A 20,733-nucleotide genomic window follows, 5' to 3' on the forward strand; every position below is an offset into this window, starting at 1 on the left:
CGCAAAGGGGGGTGATTTATTCCTGAAAAGGAAGAACTGGCCCAGGCCGGCCGCGCCCGCTCGATTCGGACGGGCAGCGGAACGATAATGGAACGGCAGGGTGCGGGTGAGGGACAGGCATGAACCAGATTGAAGAATTGCAAGGCCGCATTCAGGCCGCGCTGGAGCGCATCAGCGCGGGCTCTGCCGCGCTGCAGGAGGCGCGCGCTGCAGACAGGGTCAAGGCCGAGGAAGCAACGGCTGCGGCTGTTCAGGCCGCTGAGGCCGCAGCTGCCGGGGCCGCCAACGCCGAGCTTGAGCAGGCATTGGACGAAGAGAGAACTGCCAACGCCCAGCTGGAAGAGCGGGTGAAGGTACTGCACGCCCGGCTGAAGGAAGCTGAGGGCGACGCGTCTGGGGGTTCCTCTGCCAGCAGTGAAGATGTGGCGGCGATGCAGGCCGAGCTGGAGCTGTTGAGAAACGAAGCCGGCGACCCGGCTGAGAAACAGGCCCTGCGGTCCGAAGTCAGCCGCCTGAAGGGCCAGCTGGAAGCAGCGGCCAATACCGCTGCCAACGACAAGGAAGCGCTGGAGGATGAACTGGCCGAGGCCAAGGCCGCCAATGATGCCTTGCAGGCCCAGCTGCAGTCGGCACCTGCAGGCGGCACGCAGGCGGATGCTCCGGACATGAACGCTGAGCTGGAACGCCAGAACGAGGCCCTGGTGCGGCTGGACAGCGAACTGCAGCAGCTGCGGCTGGCCAATGAGGAGCTGCGCGCCTCCAATGCCGCTCTGCGGGACGCCAACGCGCAAAGCCTGGGTGATGCCGGCCTGATCAACACGGCGATGGAAGCGGAAATCGAAGGGCTGCGCGCGGCGCAGGCCAGCGATCAGGCTCAGGTCAACGCGGTTCTGGCCAAGCTGGAGCCGCTTCTGGCCAATGCCCGCAATCTGCCTGAAGGAGAGGAAGTCTGATGCCTGAGGTGACTATACATATCGGCGGCCGCGGCTTTGAAGTCTCTTGTCAGGAAGGTGAGGAAAGCTATCTGCACGCTGCTGCCAAGATGCTGGATGACGAGGCGCAGGTGCTGTCCGACCAGATCGGCCGCATGCCGGAAGCACGGATGCTGCTGATGGCCGGGCTGATGCTGGCCGACAAGACCGCGGCCGTCGAGGACCGGATCAAGGAAGTCGAGGCAGAACTGTCTGAGCGGATGCAGGAGCTGGAAGCGCTGAAGGCCGCGCCCGCGCCCGAGCCTGAGCGGATCGAGGTGGCCGTGGTGCCGCCGCAAGTGACCGAGAGTCTGGCTGAACTGGCCGCCCGGACCGAGTCCCTGGCGCAGGAAATCGAAGAGAAGGTACAGCCCGCCGGCTGACACGGCCGATCCTATCCCCAAGGTTTCAGGTGGTTAACGCCCCCGGTTGCGCCGGGAGGTGCGGGGTTGCGCGTTGCTTCTATCGTTTCGAATTTCGGAACAATGCGTTTCCAGTACCGTAGCGTTACACGTCAAACGCGTGCTGGACCCGTACACTGCACCGTAATATTAAGATTGTGGAAAATTTTAACTTTCTGCTTTTGGGGGAATACATGATTGGGGCGCTTCTTTTCGGGTCCTTGGCGGTAGCCGGGATCGCAATCGGCTTGGACAATGATGACGATGACAACGGCACCGGGCCTGAAACAGAGCTGGATGACCTGCCCGCGGAACCGGCTGAAGATCTGCCTACCGCTGGTCCGGACGATCTGGTGTTCGGCGACGGCGATGATTTCGTTGAAAGCGGGACCGGATTTGACACCGTTCATGCGGGTGCCGGGGATGACCAGGTGTATTCAGGTGACGGCATGGATGTCGTCTATGGCGAAGAGGGTAACGACACCCTTTCCGGCGGCAGCCACCACGACATTCTCGATGGCGGCATAGGCGATGACTCGCTGTCCGGTGACGGCGGCATGGACACGCTGGTTGGCGGTGACGGCAACGATACGCTGAGCGGCGGCGACTGGAACGACCATCTGGTCGGCGGCTCGGGCTTTGACCTGTTGGACGGCGGCAACGGCAATGATGTGCTCTCGGGCGGCGCAGGCATGGACACGGCCTATGGCGGTGACGGCAACGACAGTATCTCTGGTGGTGCGTTTCATGACATCGTCTATGGAGGTGACGGCAATGACATGCTGTCCGGCGACGGCGGAAAGGATGTTCTGTTCGGCGATAGCGGCGACGACACGCTAAACGGCGGCGACTGGGACGACGACCTGATCGGCGGCGACGGTGCCGATGTGCTGAACGGCGGGAACGGCAACGATGCGCTGAGCGGTGTGAACTTCTCCCGCGAGGTCAGCCCCGAAGAAATCGACATGCTTCGCGACGAGGGAACCCCGCTCACAGGGCTCAGCCTGTCGGATGCCGCCGACGGGGCCGATACCCTGAATGGCGGGGCCGGCAGTGATTTCCTGCTGCTTGGAGCAGGTGACACCGGCACCGGCGGCGGTGGTCAGGACAGTTTTGCACTGTATATGTCCCAGGACGCAGAAGGCGTAACCAGCATCACGGATTTCACGCCGGGCGAGGATGTGGTTCAACTGCTTTTCAGCGCTGACGGCGGGGCAGTTGACGCAGACGATTACACTGTTGAAAACGATGCTGACACCGGCGACGCTTTGATCCTGGAGCGGGGTGAAATCGTGGCCCGCCTGCAAGGCGCCGGAGAGACCTTTACCATCGACGATCTGGTTCTGGTCGGCGCGGAGTAACGCGCGGCGCTGGCGTAAAGAAAGAGGCCTGCCGTATCGGACACGGCAGGCCTCTTTTGTTTCTGATACCGATTGAAGTCAGGCGTTGGCTTCGCGGATCTTGTCAGCGGCTTCCTTGTTGAAGGCGATGCTGTTGTCGTCAAACAGGGTGTCCAGTTCCGAGGACAGAGCCATCTCGGTGATGATATCGCAGCCGCCGACGAATTCGCCCTTGACGTAAAGCTGCGGGATGGTCGGCCAGTCGGAGTATTCCTTGATGCCCGAGCGGATTTCCTCGTCCGCCAGCACGTTCACGTCGGTGTAATCGACGCCTATGTAGTTCAGCACCGCTGCCACGCGCGAGGAGAAGCCGCATTGCGGCATTTCCTTGGTGCCTTTCATGAAAAGCACCACGTCGTTGGCTTTGACGGTTTCGTCGATGCGGGTCTTTGCGTCGGTCATGTATTCTTTTCCTTTCGGCTGCTGCGCCGTTTCCGTTGGCGTTCATATAGGGAACGAGGTGCGTTTTGCCAATCCGCCCCACAGAGAACGCCAGGATGGGCGCAGTGCTATTTCAGTTTGTTCTTTGGAACAAAGAAACGGGCATATTCCTGCGGATCCTTGGGAACTTTCCAGGTCCGGGCGGACCCGCCGCCCATGCCGGATTGATAGTCGGACCGCAGGGTGTGGTAATTCGGGTCGTCGTCATTCTCCTCCAGCGGGCGGCGGCGCTGGGATACGAGCGCCACTATGGCGGTCATGATCACAATGCCAATCACCAGGATGGAGGAGAAAAGCGACATTCCGGGTTACTCCGGCGCCTTGGTGGTCAGCGCCAGCGCGTGCAGTTCGCCGTCGGGGCCGTCCATCTTGCCTTTCAGCGCGGCATAGACGGCGCGCTGCTGCTGGACGCGGTTCTTGCCGCGGAAGCTTTCGTCGACAACCATCGCCGACATGTGCACGCCGTCGGAGCCGCCGACCTGGATTTCGGCATCCGGGAAGGCATCTCGCAGCAGTTCTTCGATTTCGTGGGCTTGCATGGGCATCCGGGGAAGTCCTTTGTCTTGTTTGCCAAAAATGTAGGTGTGCGGCTGGGGGTGTGCAAGCAGGATTAGCCTCAGCCCTGCGCAAAAGGGGCAATGCTTTCGACAAATTCCGGCACCGCTGCCAGGGCCTCCTGCACGGCATCTTCCTCAAAATCCCAGACGGAAGAGGGGTCCTCCGGGCAGAGCGCCCGGGTCAGCTCTGCGCAGCGGTCCTCAAAGTCCCGCGGCAAAGGCAGCGCCGCGGCCTCCTGCAGAACCAGCAGCGCCTCATGGACCGGGCGGACGACCCGCAGGGCATAGGTCATATGGGTCAGCAGGTCCGGGTCGTCGCGCCAGGTCTCGCCATCAAACAGCTCCTGTGTCACCCGCTGGCCGGCGCCGGCGCAGGAGTAGGCAACACAGCCGCTAAAGCCGCATTTGGCAAGATCGGCGTGAATGGAGCAGCGGAAATCCGGGGCGAGGTTGGGGCAGGGGGTGTCTGCCGCTTTCAGCAGGCCGAAATCCTCATGCGCCTCAAACGGATAGGCGACGCAGCACAGGCCCGCACACCGGCTGCAATCCTCTGTCAGCTCTGGAAAGGTCATCGGCATGCCTCCGGGACAAAGAAAAAGGCGGGACGGCTGTGCCATCCCGCCAATGTTCATGTATCAACTGCCGCCCGTTCGGGCCAGCAATCAGGCCACGGCTGCTGCAAAGCTGGAGCGGAAGATGTCCTTTAGCTCAGCCAGCGGCGCCTCGGAGGTGCCGATTTTCACCATGTCGCCGCCGAACTTGCCGACGGTGGTGATGATAACTCCTGCCTGGCCTGCGGCCAGCATCAGCGCCTCGGCCTGGTCGAAGTTGCAGGCGATCAGGTAACGCGCCTGATCCTCGCCGAACACGGTCTGGGTGTCGCCCGCGTCGATCTGCACGCCGACGCCGGCCTCCTCGGCCATCTCGAACGCCGCCAGCGCCAGGCCGCCATCGCCAAGGTCGGTGCAGGCCTTGATCAGTTCGCGGTTGGCGCGGATGAATTCGCCGTTGCGCTTCTCTGCCTCAAGATCCACTGCCGGGGCGTCGCCGTCCTCGCGGTTGAAGACCTCAGCCAGCAGTGCTGACTGGCCCAGATGGCCCACGGTTTCACCCACCAGCAATGCCACATGGCCGTCGCGTGCTTCACCGATGATCGGCTCTTCTCCCGCGGCAATCAGGCCCACGGCGCCGATGGTCGGGGTCGGCAGGATGCCTTTGCCGTCGGTCTCATTATACAGCGACACGTTGCCGGAGACGATCGGCATGTCGAGCGCGGCAACCGCCTCGCCGATGCCCTTGATGGCGCCGACGAACTGGCCCATGATCTCCGGCTTTTCGGGGTTGCCGAAGTTCAGATTGTCGGTGGTCGCCAGCGGCAGGGCGCCCACAGCGGTCAGGTTGCGGTAGGCCTCGGCCACCGCCTGTTTGCCGCCCTCAAACGGGTTCGCCTTGACATAGCGCGGGGTCACGTCGGAGGTGAACGCCAGTTTCTTGTCCGTTCCATGCACACGCACGATACCGGAGCCTGCGCCCGGACGGCGCTGGGTGTCGCCCATCACGGTGGTGTCATACTGCTCATAGACCCACTGCTTGCCTGCGTAGTTCGGCGAGGACAGCAGCGCCTTAAGGCCATCGATCGGGTCGATGGTCGGCACGTCCGCGTCGGTCAACGGCTCGGCTGCCGGGGTTTCCACCCACGGACGGTCGTATTCCGGCGCGGTGGAGGACAGCTTGGACAGCACCAGATCGGCTTTCACTTCGCCGTTGTGCATGATCAGGAAGCGGTCTTCGGCAATGGTCTCGCCAACGATGGCAAAGTCCAGGTCCCACTTTTCGAACACCGCGCGCGCCTCGGCTTCCAGCTCCGGCTTCAGCACCATCAGCATCCGCTCCTGGGATTCCGACAGCATCATCTCGTAGGCGGTCATGTTTTCTTCGCGCTGCGGCACCTTTTCAAGGTCCAGGCGCACGCCCAGTTTGCCCTTGTCGCCCATTTCCACTGCAGAGCAGGTGAGGCCCGCGGCGCCCATGTCCTGGATCGAGATCACAGCACCGGTCTGCATCAGCTCCAGCGTGGCTTCCATCAGGCGTTTCTCGGTGAAGGGGTCGCCGACCTGAACGGTGGGGCGTTTTTCCTCGATGGTGTCGTCAAACTCTGCCGACGCCATGGTGGCACCGCCAACGCCGTCACGGCCGGTCTTAGCGCCCAGGTACACAACCGGCATGCCAACGCCCGAAGCCGCAGAGTAGAAGATCGAGTCGGTCTTGGCCAGGCCGGCCGCAAATGCGTTCACCAGGCAGTTGCCGTTATAGGCTGGGTGGAAGCGAACCTCGCCGCCTGCACATGGCACGCCAAAGCAGTTGCCGTAGCCGCCGATGCCCTCAACCACACCGTTTACCAGCTGGCGGGTCTTGTGGTGGCCGGGCTCGCCAAAGGACAGCGAATTCATCGAGGCGATGGGGCGCGCGCCCATGGTGAACACGTCACGCAGAATGCCGCCGACCCCGGTTGCCGCGCCCTGGTAGGGCTCGATGTAAGAGGGGTGGTTGTGGCTTTCCATTTTGAAAACAACGGCGTCGCCGTCGCCGATGTCCACGATGCCCGCGTTCTCGCCGGGGCCGCAGATCACCTGCGGGCCGTCGGTCGGCAGGGTGCGCAGCCATTTCTTGGAGGACTTGTAGGAGCAGTGCTCGTTCCACATCGCCGAGAAGATGCCCAGCTCGGTGAAGGTCGGCTCCCGCCCGATGATTTCGAGGATCAGATCGTACTCATCAGGCTTCAGCCCGTGATTTGCGATCAGTTCAGGCGTGATGGCGGGTTCCTGCATCCGTAAACGTCCCCAATGGCTGCGATTGCGCGCCTTTTAGAGCAAGCTTTGCCATTGGGAAAGAGGGGTTGCGCAAACGGATGCACGCAGCGTGGCCGCAGCGTCAAAACCGCTGCCCGACATAGACATAAAGCTGGGTTTCCTGCTCGTTGTTGCGGCTGACATCAATGGAGAAATCCACTGGAAATTTCTTGGACACCCGGTAGCGGACGCCTGCGCCGGCGGCGCTGTGGCTGCCGCCCTGCGTCAAATCGCCGAACTCCGGCCCGGTCCAGCCGGTACCGGCAAAGACCACGCCGCCCCACCGCCTGGAAAACCGTCTGCGGTATTCGGCCTGGATGGAGGCCGAGCGCGGCCCGATGAACTGTGTGCTGTTGAAGCCGCGCATGTTGTCGGTGGCGCCGATAGAGCATTGATCAAAGAAAGGCGTGTTTCCGGAGGCCGCGCATAAGGTGCCGCGCAGGGCAAACACCCCGCCGCGCCCAAGCGGACGGTAGCCGTCGAAAATGGCATAGGCCTTGTCATAGCGGCGGCTGAGCCCGCCCAGGGTATGGGAGCGGGTGGCAAAAGCGGTCAGCCGTGTGCCTTCTGTGGGATAGTCGCTGTCGTCGCGCCGGTCCCAATCGAGGCTGAGGCCGAAGGTGCCGATCTCCAGATCGGCATCGGGTTGCAGGCTGGATGGCAGCAGGCCTGCGTTTGGAGAGAGGCTGGTCTCCAAGTAGCGCAGAACGACACCGGCAGACAGGTCCGGCGTCACCCCGTAGGAGGCATTGATCCGCACCAGCGATCCGTCCTGGCTGACCGGCAGAACACCCAGCCCGGTATAGAGGTCATAGACCGCATCCGCCCGTGCCGCCAGCGCCTTGACCTGCCAGCGGTTTCCGGGCAGGGCAAAGTTGAACATGACCGCCGCCGCCTGGCTTCCATTGTCGGATCTGAGCCCGCCCACCCCGATCACGGAGGTGTTGGCTTCCGGGCTGGTCTTGAACAGGTAGCCCGCGCCTAAGCCAAGGCCGGAGCCGATCATCGGGCTGGAAAACGGCACCGGCGCCACCACGACAGAGCCGTTGCGGAAGCCATAGCCCTCCGCCTTCTGCGCAGTCTCGATATGGTTAAGGTGGCGTTCCGTCTGTTCAGGACCTGCGGCCAGCCCGGCCTTTGCCAGGCCTGCAAGCCCGGCGGCCAGGGCAGCAGAGCGGATGGCCCGGAGCAGGATATTACTTCTTCTGCCCGGCAGCACCAGCTCCTCCCTCTGCCGCCTGCTGCTGCGCGGCACTGCCAGCAGCGGCGGCCACGGCTGCCTTTTCGGTGTCGTTCAACTGCTCGGTATCTTCCAGCCCCGGGATCGCTACCCGGACCTCGCGGCGGGCAAAGTCGATGCCGTTTTCGGCAAAGGCCGCTTTCACCCGGTTGTAGATCTCCTTGCGGATGGTGAACTGGGTGCCCGGCTTGGCCATGAACTTGCCGCGCATGATCATACCGACGTCATCGAAATCAAACACGCCCTGGCTTTTGAACGGCTGCAGGAAGTCGTCCTTGTACAGTTCATCCTCCAGCATCGAGGCGCCGATCTTCTTGAAGATCTTCTTGACCTTGTTGGGATCGGTATCAAACGGCACGGTAAAGCGCAGTTTCATGATCACCCAGTCGCGGCTGTAGTTGGTCAGCTTGGGGATCTCGCCATAGGGAATGGTGTTGATCGGCCCGCGGTGATGGCGCAGCTGCATCGAGCGGATGGAGATTTTCTCCACCGTGCCGCGGGTGCCTTCGACCTCCACGTACTCACCGACACGGAAGGCATCATCGATCAGGAAGAAGATGCCGGATACCACATCCGACACCAGCTTTTGCGCGCCAAAGCCGATGGCAAGGCCCAGGATCCCCGCACCGGCCAGAAGCGGCGTGATGTCGATGCCCAGCGCGCCGACCGCCAGCAGGCCGAAAATCACCACGATGGCGATCTGCGCGGTGACCAGCAAGAGCGGCAGCACCGTCGCCAGCCGGGACCCGCCCGCGCCGCCGCCTTCACCGCCCGCCTCAGCCTCCTCGCCGGAGGTCTGTTCCTTGGCGAGCCGCCTGTTGATCCACAGCGAAACGCCTTCATAAACCACATAGCCCACTGCGATGGTCATCAGGCAGCCGATAATATTGCCGGCAATGCCCTCTGCACCGGTGGCGATGGCCATCAGGTCAACATCCCATGCGTTGGAGATGATCATCAGTACAATGCCCGCGACCAGCACCCGGCCGATCCGAATATAGCTGCGTTTGGTGGAGATATACGCCGCTTCGGCCAGATGGCCCTCACCGGACATCGGCGGCACCAGATGCTTGACCAGGCCGCGGATAGCCGTGTCCAGGGCAGGCGCGGCCAGCAGCCAGAACATGGTGACGTAATGGGCGCCGTGGATCAGCTGTTCCACTTTTCCGAGGCCAACCAAGATGCCGACGGTGACCCAAGTCAACGCCGCCACAGCCATTGCGAAATAGGGATAATACTGCGCTGCCATCTCATCGTACCTGGTGCGGTCCGGGTCGGTGCCGCGCATCATATCGGCCAGCCCTTCGCGCGCGGTCCAGGCAATCCAGATAATGTAGACATAGACCAGGGTGTCCAGCCAGTAGGCCAGACGGATTGATTCCGGCGGCACCCCGTTGGCGGCATTGAAGCCAACGGAGAAAATGGTCAGCCCGGCCAGGAAAATCAGACCAATGGTGTGCAAATGCAGGAAGTCGGCCCAGCGGTCACTGGCATTGACCAGCCGCCGGTCCGGCCGCTCCGGCGCCATGATGAAACGTGACACCGCCGCGCCCACACGCGGCATCCAGATCAGGTAGGTGACCATCGGTGCCGCAAACTGCAGCATGTGCGCATCCAGCAGCGTGCGGCCCACAACGCGGATCACGACATAAAAGACCACAAGGCCGATTATCTCGCGCAGGAAGCGGCGGCCCAGAAAGCTCAGCGCTCCGGCCAGGGTGTCCGCATCGCCGCTGACTGTTTCAAGGTTGCGCCAGCGCGCGATCAGTTTGCGCACCCCGAATTCGGCAGCCAGGCCGATGGCGAGGGTCAGGGCTATCAGCCCCAGCATTTTCAGCACGCCGCCGAAACCGTCATGTTTCTGCACAAAGTTTCCGATCGCCCGGGCCTGGCCTTCCGGCAGCACCGGCAGTTTGCGCACTGCATCCGTGACCGGCAACGTGAAGGCTGTCCACAGCTGCACAACCCGCCCCGTCAGGGTCGGCGGCGGGGTGGCAGCCTCTTGCCGGGCTGCCACGGCGTCCAGCCTTTCAAGCAGCAGCACCCGGACCTGATCGTCGGACATTCGGGCGACCATCTCATGAATGGCGTCCTCAGTCAGCGGATCAGGCAGAGCCGGGGCCCCGCTGGTCTGGGCAATGGCCGGTGCCTGCAGGGCTGTCCCAAGAACCAGAACTGTCAAAAAAACGCTGAAAATGCGGGCGAAGTGCTGAAAAATAAACGTCATCGGAACCTCCTGTGCCAGTAAAACGGGCCGGGTGCGGGTAACCTCTGGCTCAGTTGAACCGATGAGTTGTATTCAGGTCAAAGGAAAAAGGCTTGCTCCGCAGCACGTTAATCTGCGGCAGGCTGCCGTTTGGCCAAAAAAAAGGCCGAGCACTAAGCTCGGCCGAAGTCCAACAGGGAGGTATGAAGGGGGGCGAAGCCGCCGCCTTCATGAGGTTCATTTAGGGTGAATGGGCCTACCCTTCAAGGGGAGTTACGCCAAATCAGCGTCAATGCTGCTATGCGGTTTTTGCATGGCTGACGCATGTATTTGCCGCCGGATGGCCCGCCTGCCGTGAAGCAGCCGCAAAACCATAGCGCCACCCCGGTTCGGGCGCTTAGAGTTTGCCCAGTTCCTTCATATGCTTGCGGTGTGCCATGATCTCGCTTTGAACAAAATCCCGGAAGGCGCCAACGCGCTGGGAATGGCGCAGTTCCTCCGGATAGGCGAGGTAGACCGGAACCTCGTTCTGGACCTCTTCCGGCAGCACTTCGACCAGCTGAGGGAATTCTTCGGTCACATAGTCAGGCAGAATGCCGATGCCCAGATTGTGCAGGACGCCCTGCAGCACACCAAAGTAATTATTCACCGTCAGCAGCGAACCGGGGTTCAAGGCCATCAGTTTCTTGCCCAGAACAGCAGCGGACCCCACTTGGGCCGAATGCTGGTTCTGGCAGATCAGCCGGTGATTGGAGATGTCCGCGGATGTTTCCAGGTTTCCATTCTTTTCAAGATAGGACGGCGTCGCATAAAGCCCCATCCGCACTGTCATCAGCCGCTTGCGCACCAGATCGGCCTGGCTCGGCTCCTTCATGCGGATTGCCACGTCGGCCTCGCGCATCGGCAGGTCCAGCACCCGCTCTTCCAGCATCAGGTCGATCTTGAGGTTGGGGTACTGTTCATACAGTTTCGTCAGCCGCGGCGCCAGCCACAGGGTGCCAAAGCCCACGGTGGTGGTCACCCGCAGCTCGCCGAACACTTCCTCTTCGCTGTCGCGGATGCGGGCAGAGGCCGCTTCCAGCCGCGCAGACATGGATTGCGTCGCGTCAAACAGCAGCTCGCCCTGCTCCGTGAGAATCAGTCCGCGCGCGTGACGGTGGAAAAGCGTCGCATTCAGGCTTTCCTCCAGCGCCCGGATCTGGCGGCTGACCGCGGATTGCGACAGATTCAGCTTGTCCCCCGCATGGGTCAGGCTGCCCGCATCGGCCACCGCGTGAAATATTCTGAGCTTATCCCAATCCATATGTGTTACTTTCTGTCCGTTCGGGGCCGACTGTATGAAATCTTAGTTATGTATCAGTTTCCCCGGCGCAAGCGAGCAAAATCGAAAAAAATGCGGCTATTCAGGTCAGCAATTATGACCTATTCTTGCGGGCAGAAAGTGCAAGCTAATCCCGGTTGAGGAGGCCACGATGAGCACGCCGAAAATCACGCTGAACGACAAATACGACCTGACCAAATCGCCTGTGCTGCTGAACGGCACCCAGGCGCTGGTTCGCCTGATGCTGATGCAGAAGCACCGCGACAAGGCGGCAGGCCTCAATACCGCCGGGCTTGTCACCGGCTACCGCGGATCGCCCCTGGGGGCAGTGGACCTGCAGATGTCCCGCGCCGAAAAGCAGCTGAAGGAAGCGGACGTCACCTTTCAGTACGGGCTGAACGAGGATCTGGCTGTCACCGCGCTCTGGGGCGCGCAGCAGGCAGAGGTCCGCGGTGAAGGCAAATACGACGGCGTTTTCGGCCTGTGGTACGGCAAAGGGCCGGGCGTCGACCGCTCTGGCGACGCGATCCGGCATGCCAATATGGCCGGCTCCTCCAAATACGGCGGCGTGCTTCTGGCGATGGGTGATGACCACACCGGCGAAAGCTCCACCGTGCTGCACCAGTCGGAATGGTCGCTCTTGGACTGCTACCTGCCGATCGTCAGCCCGGCGGGCGTTCAGGAGATCCTGGACTATGGCATCTATGGCTATGCGCTTTCCCGATTCTCAGGCCTCTGGACCGGCCTCAAGACCATGAAAGACACTATTGAGGTCACTTCGGTAGTCGATGCCCGGCCTGAACGGATGGAGATTGTCACTCCTGAGTTCGACATGCCCGCCGACGGGTTGAACATCCGCCTGGATGACGACCGTTTCCGCCAGGAAAACCGCATCATCGACTACAAGCGCTTTGCGGCAGAGGCGTTCAGCCATGCCAACAAGATGGACAAGCGCATGTGGGGCAAACCCGGCGCCAAGATCGGCCTTGTCGCTGCGGGCAAGAACTGGCTCGACCTGGTGCATGCGCTGAAGCTCTTGAACATCGACGAGAACATGGCCGAACGCCTCGGCATCACCACCTACAAGGTGGGGCAGACCTGGCCGATGGACATGAAGGGCTTCAACGACTGGGCCGAAGGCCTGGACCTTATTGTCGTGGTCGAGGAAAAGCGCAAGCTGATCGAGATCCAGATCAAGGAAGCGATCTTTGACAACCGCCGCGGCCGCCGGGTTTACGGCTGGTACAAGGGCGGCGCCGGCGGCATGCACCGCGAGGAGCTGTTCCCGACCAAATACGCGCTCGACCCGATCATGATCGCCGAGAAACTGGGCGGCATCCTGATTGAGGAAGGCCGCGAGACCGAAGCAATCAAGGCAGGGCTGGAAGCCCTGGCAGAGGCGCGCCGCGCCGACAACGCCGAGGAAATCGCCACCCGGCTGCCGTACTTCTGTTCCGGCTGCCCGCACAACTCCTCCACCCGCCTGCCGGACGGCTCCCGCGCCTATGCCGGCATCGGCTGCCACTTCATGGTGCAATGGATGGACCGCGAAACCACGGGCTTCACCCATATGGGCGGCGAGGGAGTGAACTGGGTCGGCGAGGCGCCGTTCTCCACCCGCAAGCATGTGTTCCAGAACCTGGGCGACGGCACCTACAACCACTCCGGCGTGCAGGCAATCCGCGCGGCATTGGCCGAAGGCACCAATATCACCTACAAGATACTCTATAATGACGCGGTGGCGATGACCGGCGGCCAGCAGGCCGAGGGCGGCCTGACCGCGCAGCAGATCGCGCATGAGCTGAAGGCGATGGGCGTCAAGACCATGGCCGTGGTCTATGACGAGAAGGAAGACGTGGACGCCGCCCTGTTCCCGGCTGGGATGCGGATGCATGAACGCGCCGAGATGATGAAGATCCAGCGCGAGTTCGAACAGGTCGAGGGCGTCTCCGCCATTATCTACATCCAGACCTGCGCCGCCGAGAAACGCCGCCGCCGCAAACGGGGCCAGTTCCCGGATCCGGACCAGCGGGTGTTCATCAACACCGACGTCTGCGAGGGCTGCGGCGATTGCGGGGTGCAATCAAACTGCGTCTCCATCGTGCCCAAGGACACCGAGCTTGGCCGCAAACGCGCCATCGACCAGTCGTCGTGCAACAAGGACTTCTCCTGCCTGAACGGCTTCTGCCCGTCCTTCGTGACCGTCGAAGGCGCCAAGATCCGCAAGGAAGCAACCGCGGGCCTGGACCTGCCGGATCTGCCGAAGCCGGACCTGCCGGCCATCGACGGCACTCATAACGTGGTGATCACCGGCGTCGGCGGCACCGGCGTGGTGACCATCGGCGCGGTGCTGGCGCAGGCAGCGCAGATCGATGGCAAGGGCGCCGGGCTGATGGAAATGGCCGGCCTCGCCCAGAAGGGCGGCGCGGTGCATATCCACTGCCGGATTGCTGAGAAGCCCGAGGATATCTCCGCCATCCGCGTCGCCACCGGCGAGGCGCACGCCCTGATCGGCGGCGACCTGGTGGTGAGCGCCGGCGCCAAGACCCTGGGCCTGACCACAACCGGCAAGACCGGCGCGGTTGTGAACAGCCACGAGATCATCACCGGCGAATTCACCAAGAACACCGAGTTTAAGGTGCCGTCCGACCGTCTGGAACTGGCCCTGCAGGCGCGGTTGCGTGACCAGCTGGACCTGTTTGATGCATCTGAACTGGCCCGCGCCACCATGGGCGACTCGATCTTTTCGAACATGATGGTGTTCGGCGGCGCCTGGCAGAAAGGTCTGATCCCCGTCAGCTTTGAGGCCATCGCGCAGGCGATCGAGATGAATGGCGCCGCGGTGGAGCGCAACAAGCGCGCCTTCGACATCGGCCGCTGGGCGGTGCTGCACCCGGAAGAGGCGGCCCGGCTGATCGAACCCAAGGTGGTGGACAAGCCCAAGACGCTGGACGAGAAAATCGCCTTCCGCGCTGATCACCTGGTGGCCTACCAGGGCAAGGGGCTGGCCAAGCGCTATGACAAGCTGCTGGAGGGCATCAGCGATCCCGCCCTCAAGGAAGCGGTGGCAAAGGGCTATCACAAACTGCTGGCCTATAAAGACGAGTACGAGGTCGCCCGCCTGCTGCTCGACAGCCGCGCCAAAGCGGAAGAGGCGTTTGAGGGCGATCTGAAGCTCTCCTACCACCTGGCGCCGCCGATGCTGGGCGGCACCGACCCCAACGGCCGACCGAAGAAGCGCAAGTTCGGCGCAAGCATGGAACGCGGATTCCGGCTGCTGGCCAAGCTGAAACGCTTGCGCGGCACGCCGCTGGACGTCTTCGGCTACACCGAAGAGCGCAAGATGGAACGCGCGCTGATCAAGCAGTATGAGGCTGACATGAAGGAATGGCTGCCGAAAGCTGCGCCTGAGATCATGGAGCCGCTGGTCGCACTGGCCGAACTTCCGCTGCAGATCCGCGGCTTCGGCCCGGTCAAGATGGCGAACGAGCAGAAGGCCGCCAAACGCCGAGAGGAACTGCTGGCCGCGCTGCGCCAGGGCGGCGTGCCGCTGAAACAGGCGGCAGAGTAAAGCCGCAGAGTAACACCCGGGGCAGGGCGGGGCGCTCCCGCCCGCCTTGACCCTTTCAAAGAAAGGCCCAAACCCGTTGGGCCCGGCGCCGCGCTGACGCGCGGCGTTTGCCGTTCCGCCTTTTGGACCCAGTCCGCTTGTTTTTTTGCTGCGGCGGTCGCTTTTGGCAAATTTTCCTGCAAATGCAGCGCGCGGCTTTACGCGCCGCCGCTAGGCTCGGCCCGAATTGCATGTTTCTGCTGTACCGGAAAGGAGCCGCCCGATGTCCCTCTCTCAGGCCTTGCAGGCCGCCCGCGAACTGCACAGCCAGCTGCCTGCCCTGCGCGAGTTTGCACCCTGGCCCAGTGACTTGCAGCCGGCTGCGCTTGCGCCCGCAGCAATGCCCGCGCAAGACCAGGTAGCGGGGTTCAGCCAGCCGGGCACGCCCGTGACCCAGCCGCTGATCAATGCTCTGCGCGCCTCAGCATCCCAAGCGCATTGGACCCAGACCTACACCGAGGCCGAGGTCGGCGCGCATTTCCTGCAGAACTACGGTTATTTTGAGCTGTTCGGCCCGACCGGCCATTTCCGCAGCACCCAATTGCGCGGCTATATCGCCTATTGGGGCGCCGGGTTGAAATACGATTGGCACAGCCACGAGGCAGAAGAACTTTACGTGGTGCTCGGCGGCGGCGCCCAGTTCCTGACAGCAGAGAACGAGAGCTGGCTGGGCGCTGGCGAAACGCGCTTGCACGGCGGCTGGCAGCCGCATGCGATGAACACGGGCGCACAGCCGATCCTGACCTATGTCCTGTGGCGCGGGGCCGGGCTGGAGGGCTTGCCGCTGATGGGAGACAACCGGGAGACTGCGGCCTGACCAACTTGCCGGCCTTGAGCGGGAACCGGCTGCACATCGTCACACCTGCGTCATAAGCCTGTTGCATGCAGGGCTGCCGGCCTTATCTGGCTGCAAACACCTTACGGAGACCCGCCCGGATGCAGGCGCAGCGCCAAATCGCCCGTGACATTTCCTATGCCCATTCCGCCTCCACCCGCACAGGCCGCGCGGTGATCCGGCTGATGGAGAACTCCACTGGTCGGCTGAACCTGATCCGCCGCGCTGCCGGGTATGAGAAAGAGGTGGCGGCGGGCCGGGACTTCTGGGCCGTGATGGCCGAACGCTACGGGCTGACGCTGGATATCGCAGGCGGAACGCTGGCGAATATCCCGCGGGACAAGCCGGTGATCCTGATCGCCAACCATCCTTACGGCATCCTCGACGGGCTGATGATGGGGCATATCCTGGCCCAGACCCGCGGCGATTTCCGCATTCTGGCAAACCATTTATTCCGCAAGGCGGAGGACCTGAACAATGTGATCCTGCCCGTTGATTTTACCGAAACCCGGAAGGCGATGCAGACAAACCTGCAAACCCGCAAGGCGGCGCTCAGCTATCTGGGGCAGGGCGGCGCTATCGGCATCTTTCCGGGCGGCACTGTGTCCACCGCAGCGCGCCCTATGGGTCACCCCATGGACCCGGGCTGGCGCGGCTTCACCGCCCGGATGGTCGCCAAATCCGATGCCGTGGTGGTCCCGGTGTTCTTTGACGGCCATACTTCGCGGCTGTTCCAGATCGCCAGTCACCTGCACGCCACCCTGCGCATGGGACTGCTGATCCAGGAGTTCCGCAAACGCGTCGGGACCCCGGTCCGGGTGGTGATTGGCGAACCGATTGACCGCGACGTTCTGGCGCCAATGGCCAAAGACACAAAAGCACTTATGGATTTTCTGCGCAAAGCGACGTATGAGCTTTCTCCAGTACCGCTCAAATCCTACGGGTATGGGTTTGAGTTCGAAGAAAAACACCGCGCGTGAGAAGGCGACATGGCTGTAGGCATCTTTGATTCAGGCCTGGGCGGGCTGACCGTCCTGGACGCGGCGCAAAAGCGCCTGCCGGATGTGGATTTCCTTTACTACGGCGACAACGCCCACGCGCCTTATGGCGTGCGCGACGCCGAAAACATTTATCAGCTGACCAAATCCGCGATTGAAGACATGTGGGACAAGGGCTGCGATCTGGTGATCCTCGCCTGCAACACCGCCTCCGCCGCCGCGCTGCGCCGGATGCAGGAGGGCGGGCTGCCCCAGGGCAAGCGGGTGCTCGGCGTCTTCGTGCCGCTGATCGAAGCGCTGACCGAACGGCAGTGGGGCGACAACTCACCGCCGCGCGAGGTGGAGGTGAAACACGTGGCGCTGTTCGCAACACCTGCCACCGTCGCCAGCCGCGCCTTTCAGCGGGAGCTGGCGTTCCGCGCCATTGGTGTCGATGTCGAGGCGCAGGCCTGCGGCGGCGTTGTCGACGCGATCGAGGACGGCGACATGATCCTTGCGGAGGCGCTGGTGCGCTCCCACGTCGATGCGCTGAAACGCAAGATGCCGCACCCGCAGGCCGCAATTCTTGGCTGCACCCATTACCCGCTGATGGAGCAGACCTTTCAGGCCGCACTTGGCCCGGACGTCAAGGTGTTCAGCCAGGGCAGCCTGGTGGCCGACAGCCTGGCGGACTATCTGACCCGCCACCCGGACATGAACGGCAGTGGCGCAGGCGGCTTCTATACCACCGGCAATCCGGGCCGTGTCAGCGACCGCGCGACCCAGTTTCTCCGACGGGAAATCACCTTTCAGGCGGCCTGACCACATACGCCCCGGAACCTTGTTCCAGGTCAAAGTGCCGAGGCGCAGTATTTCCTATCTCTCTCCGCAGATGGCTGCGGAACCGGCATATCATATTGAAGGATGAGGTCTGACATGACCCATAAAGTGGCTATCCTTGGCGCTTCCGGCTATACCGGCGCCGAACTGGTGCGGCTGATTGCCCAGCACCCGAATATCGAGATCGCGGCGCTGTCAGCCGACCGCAAGGCCGGCATGACCATGGCCGAAGTGTTCCCGCACCTGCGCCATATGGAACTGCCGGTGCTGTGCAAGATCAATGAGATCGACTTTGCGGGCATCGACCTCTGCTTTTGCGCGCTGCCGCACAAGACCAGCCAGGAGGTGATCGCCGCCCTGCCCAAGGACCTGAAGATCGTCGACCTGTCGGCAGACTTCCGGCTGCGCGACCCGGCGGAATACGAGAAATGGTACGGCAACCCCCATGCCGCGCTGGCGCAGCAGGAAGAGGCGGTCTATGGCCTCACCGAATTCTACCGGGATGAGATCAAATCCGCGCGGCTGGTGGCCGGAACGGGTTGCAACGCTGCCACCGGCCAGTTCGCCCTGCGGCCGCTGATCGCGGCTGGCGTCATTGACCTGGACGACATCATCCTGGACCTGAAATGCGCAGTCTCCGGCGCCGGCCGGTCGCTCAAGGAAAACCTGCTGCACGCAGAGCTGAGCGAGGGCTACAACGCCTATGCCATCGGTGGCACCCACCGGCACCTGGGCGAGTTCGACCAGGAGTTCAGCAAGATCGCCGGCCGCCCGGTCAAGGTGCAGTTCACCCCGCACCTGCTGCCGGTGAACCGCGGCATCCTTGCGACCGTCTATGTCAAGGGTGATGCACAGGCGATCCATGATACCTTTGCCCAGGCTTACGCCGATGAGCCCTTCATCGAACTTCTGCCGTTTGGCGAGGCGCCGAGCACCCACCACGTGCGCGGCTCTAATTTCTGCCATATCGGCGTGGCACAGGACCGGATCGAAGGCCGTGCCATCGTCATCGCAGCACTGGATAACCTGACAAAAGGAAGCAGCGGCCAGGCCTTGCAGAACGCCAACCTGATGTTAGGTGAGGAAGAAACCGAGGGCTTGTTGATGGCGCCGCTGTTCCCCTGATCCGGGGGCGGCGCTGGCTTGGGCCTGAATTGAGGACACCATGAAGAACCTGAAGAAACAGCGCCGGATCCAGGTCATCGCGGTTGCCGCGGTGGCCCTGATCGTGGCAACCGCCCTGATCGGCTATGCCCTGCAGGACGGGATCAACTATTTCCGTTCGCCCAGCCAGGTGGCCGAAGAGCCGCCGAAACCATCGGAAGTCTTCCGCATCGGCGGGCTGGTCGCCGAAGGCTCGCTGGTGCGCGGCCAAGGCATGACCGTGCATTTCGACGTCACCGACGGCGGAGCAACAGTGCAGGTCGCCTATACCGGCGTGCTGCCCGACCTGTTTGAAGAGAACCAGGGCATGGTCGGGACCGGCAGCTACGTAAATGGCGTCTTTGAAGCCACTGAAATTCTGGCAAAACATGACGAAACCTACATGCCCAAGGAAGTCATGGACGCGCTGAAGGAACAAGGCGTTTATCAGGAGCCCGAAACCTAAGCCCGGTCTTGGAAGCAGAGCGCTCCCGCCCCAAAGACGCCTCCCTTCCGGGGGGCGTTTTGCGTTGGGCCCGGCGCCGCGCGATGCGCGGCGCACCAGCGCTTTGCTGGGGGTGTTGCGCACCCAGCGTACGGTGGTGTCAGGGGATCTTAGGCCCCATGCGGCAGTATGAGCCAAACCGGAAGTGGTGAGGTGACATGCTGACAGTGACTGAAATTGCAGAACAGATCGTGGCGCGCGAAGGCGGCTTTGTGAATGATCCGGATGACCCGGGCGGGGCCACCAAACACGGGGTGACCATCGGCACAATGCGGCGGCTGGGGCTGGACCTGACCGGTGACGGGATTGTGACTGTGCAGGACGTGAAGGCGCTGAGCCGGGCGCAGGCGGTGGAGATTTTCATCCGCCATTACTTTGAGGCACCCGGCATCACAAGCCTGCCTGCCTGCCTGCAGCCATCGATGTTCGATATGTATGTGAATGCCGGCAGCAATGCGGTGCGCATCCTGCAGCGGCTGTTGAACGAAATGGGGTTTGATGTCGTTGTGGACGGTGCCATCGGCCCGCAGACGGCATCAGCGGCAGCGCAGGCGGCATTGGTTGACGCGGACGCCCTGCGCGACGCCTACGGCATAGCCCGCCGGAATTACTACTTCCGTCTGGCGGATCGCCGTGCAGCCAGCCGCAAATTCGCCCGTGCCCGCGACGGCACCAAGGGTGGCTGGATCAAACGGGCGGAGGAGTTCATCTCAGCCCAGTACCACCTGAGCCGTCAGGCATTTCAGCGGAGGACAGCAGAATGGGGCTGATCACGGATGTTCTGGGGTTGATTTTCGGAAGCCGGCGCAATGTGTTGCGCGAAACGGCTGAGGTGTTCCGCGAGAATGCCGAGGCGGGTGCGGCGCGGGCGCATCAGATGCAGTCCGCGGCACTCAGCCAGCTGGCCGCCGAATTCCAGTACGGCGGCAAAAGCCGGTTCGACCGGTTCATGGACGGCGTCAACCGGCTGCCCCGGCCCTTGCTGGCGCTGGGGACCCTGGCGCTGATGATTTCCGCGCTCAGCGATCCGGTTTGGTTTGCCGCCCGTATGCAAGGGTTGGCGCTGGTGCCGGAGCCGCTGTGGTGGCTTTTGGGCGTCATCGTCTCATTCTACTTCGGCGCGCGCCATCAGATGAAAAGCCAGGAATTCCAGCAGGGGCTCGCTGCCAGCATGGCGCGGGTGCCACAGGTGGCAAGCAACATCGCCGTGCTGGAGCACCTTAGGGCAGACTCACCCGCGGCAGCGTCGACCGGCACCGATGCCGCTGCCCGGCTGGATGCCACCGAATTAGAAGTCAACCCAGCCCTGAGGGCCTGGAAAACCAGCCGCGGCTGATCACAATTTGCCTTCTGCGGCGGCGTGGCGCGGCGTTTGCCATTGGCCCTGCCGGCAGAGAGGCGTATAGGAAACCCATCCCTGAAGACCATGCATGGACA

General features: G+C 62.7%; 19 protein-coding genes. 11 read left to right on the forward strand and 8 right to left on the reverse strand.

The window, feature by feature from the left end; genetic code table 11:
- The first annotated feature begins 119 nt into the window (after positions 1 to 119).
- The 3 genes from RA26_RS08975 to RA26_RS08985 all read left to right on the forward strand — a co-directional run bounded on the left by RA26_RS08975 (position 120) and on the right by RA26_RS08985 (position 2,733).
- Positions 120 to 953 carry a hypothetical protein gene (locus tag RA26_RS08975; RefSeq protein ID WP_039182840.1) on the forward strand — a complete coding sequence of 278 codons (834 nt, stop codon included), beginning with the start codon at positions 120 to 122 and terminating at the stop codon, positions 951 to 953.
- Positions 953 to 1,354: a cell division protein ZapA gene (locus tag RA26_RS08980; RefSeq protein WP_039182842.1), complete on the forward strand. Its 402-nt coding sequence runs from the start codon at positions 953 to 955 to the stop codon at positions 1,352 to 1,354. Before RA26_RS08975 ends, RA26_RS08980 begins: the two co-directional genes overlap by 1 nt.
- Positions 1,355 to 1,566: 212 nt before the next feature.
- Complete coding sequence (locus tag RA26_RS08985) at positions 1,567 to 2,733, forward strand: calcium-binding protein (RefSeq protein WP_052272360.1); 1,167 nt, start codon at positions 1,567 to 1,569, stop codon at positions 2,731 to 2,733.
- Positions 2,734 to 2,811: 78 nt separating this feature from the next.
- Here RA26_RS08985 and grxD read toward each other — a convergent pair whose 3' ends face one another.
- The 8 genes from grxD to RA26_RS09025 all read right to left on the reverse strand — a co-directional run bounded on the left by grxD (position 2,812) and on the right by RA26_RS09025 (position 11,368).
- On the reverse strand, positions 2,812 to 3,174 hold the full coding sequence (gene grxD, locus RA26_RS08990) for a Grx4 family monothiol glutaredoxin (protein WP_039182845.1): 363 nt from the start codon (positions 3,172 to 3,174) through the stop codon (positions 2,812 to 2,814).
- A gap of 107 nt (positions 3,175 to 3,281) precedes the next feature.
- A complete protein-coding gene (locus RA26_RS08995; protein ID WP_039182848.1) occupies positions 3,282 to 3,515 on the reverse strand; it encodes a hypothetical protein in 234 nt (77 codons plus the stop codon).
- A 6-nt stretch (positions 3,516 to 3,521) separates the two neighbouring features.
- On the reverse strand, positions 3,522 to 3,758 hold the full coding sequence (locus RA26_RS09000) for a BolA family protein (RefSeq protein ID WP_039182851.1): 237 nt from the start codon (positions 3,756 to 3,758) through the stop codon (positions 3,522 to 3,524).
- A gap of 71 nt (positions 3,759 to 3,829) precedes the next feature.
- Entirely contained in the window at positions 3,830 to 4,342 is a 513-nt protein-coding gene (locus tag RA26_RS09005; RefSeq protein WP_082015790.1) for a hypothetical protein, read from the reverse strand.
- A 90-nt stretch (positions 4,343 to 4,432) separates the two neighbouring features.
- Positions 4,433 to 6,598 carry a phosphoribosylformylglycinamidine synthase subunit PurL gene (gene purL / locus RA26_RS09010; protein ID WP_039182858.1) on the reverse strand — a complete coding sequence of 722 codons (2,166 nt, stop codon included), beginning with the start codon at positions 6,596 to 6,598 and terminating at the stop codon, positions 4,433 to 4,435.
- A gap of 103 nt (positions 6,599 to 6,701) precedes the next feature.
- On the reverse strand, positions 6,702 to 7,838 hold the full coding sequence (locus RA26_RS09015; RefSeq protein WP_241482615.1) for a BamA/TamA family outer membrane protein: 1,137 nt from the start codon (positions 7,836 to 7,838) through the stop codon (positions 6,702 to 6,704).
- Complete coding sequence (locus RA26_RS09020) at positions 7,816 to 10,086, reverse strand: mechanosensitive ion channel family protein (RefSeq protein ID WP_039182860.1); 2,271 nt, start codon at positions 10,084 to 10,086, stop codon at positions 7,816 to 7,818. The genes RA26_RS09015 and RA26_RS09020 overlap by 23 nt, the downstream gene beginning before the upstream one ends.
- Positions 10,087 to 10,462: 376 nt before the next feature.
- Positions 10,463 to 11,368 carry a LysR family transcriptional regulator gene (locus RA26_RS09025; RefSeq protein ID WP_039182863.1) on the reverse strand — a complete coding sequence of 302 codons (906 nt, stop codon included), beginning with the start codon at positions 11,366 to 11,368 and terminating at the stop codon, positions 10,463 to 10,465.
- Between the two features lie 169 nt (positions 11,369 to 11,537).
- Between RA26_RS09025 and RA26_RS09030 the strand changes: the two genes are divergently transcribed.
- The 8 genes from RA26_RS09030 (at position 11,538) to RA26_RS09065 (ending at position 20,632) form a co-directional block, all read left to right on the forward strand.
- Complete coding sequence (locus RA26_RS09030) at positions 11,538 to 14,957, forward strand: indolepyruvate ferredoxin oxidoreductase family protein (protein ID WP_039182866.1); 3,420 nt, start codon at positions 11,538 to 11,540, stop codon at positions 14,955 to 14,957.
- Positions 14,958 to 15,219: 262 nt separating this feature from the next.
- Positions 15,220 to 15,813, forward strand: a complete 594-nt coding sequence (locus RA26_RS09035) for a dimethylsulfonioproprionate lyase family protein (protein WP_039182869.1) — start codon at positions 15,220 to 15,222, stop codon at positions 15,811 to 15,813.
- A gap of 119 nt (positions 15,814 to 15,932) precedes the next feature.
- A complete protein-coding gene (locus RA26_RS09040; RefSeq protein ID WP_039182872.1) occupies positions 15,933 to 16,811 on the forward strand; it encodes a lysophospholipid acyltransferase family protein in 879 nt (292 codons plus the stop codon).
- A 9-nt stretch (positions 16,812 to 16,820) separates the two neighbouring features.
- Entirely contained in the window at positions 16,821 to 17,630 is an 810-nt protein-coding gene (gene murI / locus RA26_RS09045) for a glutamate racemase (protein ID WP_039182875.1), read from the forward strand.
- 114 nt (positions 17,631 to 17,744) lie between these two features.
- The gene (argC, locus tag RA26_RS09050) at positions 17,745 to 18,773 is read left to right on the forward strand and encodes an N-acetyl-gamma-glutamyl-phosphate reductase (RefSeq protein ID WP_039182877.1); all 1,029 of its coding nucleotides are present in this window, start codon (positions 17,745 to 17,747) and stop codon (positions 18,771 to 18,773) included.
- A 40-nt stretch (positions 18,774 to 18,813) separates the two neighbouring features.
- Positions 18,814 to 19,257, forward strand: a complete 444-nt coding sequence (ccmE, locus tag RA26_RS09055; protein WP_039182880.1) for a cytochrome c maturation protein CcmE — start codon at positions 18,814 to 18,816, stop codon at positions 19,255 to 19,257.
- A 197-nt stretch (positions 19,258 to 19,454) separates the two neighbouring features.
- A complete protein-coding gene (locus RA26_RS09060; protein ID WP_039182883.1) occupies positions 19,455 to 20,066 on the forward strand; it encodes a holin-associated N-acetylmuramidase in 612 nt (203 codons plus the stop codon).
- On the forward strand, positions 20,057 to 20,632 hold the full coding sequence (locus tag RA26_RS09065) for a holin family protein (protein ID WP_039182885.1): 576 nt from the start codon (positions 20,057 to 20,059) through the stop codon (positions 20,630 to 20,632). The genes RA26_RS09060 and RA26_RS09065 overlap by 10 nt, the downstream gene beginning before the upstream one ends.
- Positions 20,633 to 20,733: the final 101 nt, after the last annotated feature.

It is taken from the genome of Leisingera sp. ANG-M7, from assembly GCF_000813965.1.
Classification (GTDB): domain Bacteria; phylum Pseudomonadota; class Alphaproteobacteria; order Rhodobacterales; family Rhodobacteraceae; genus Leisingera.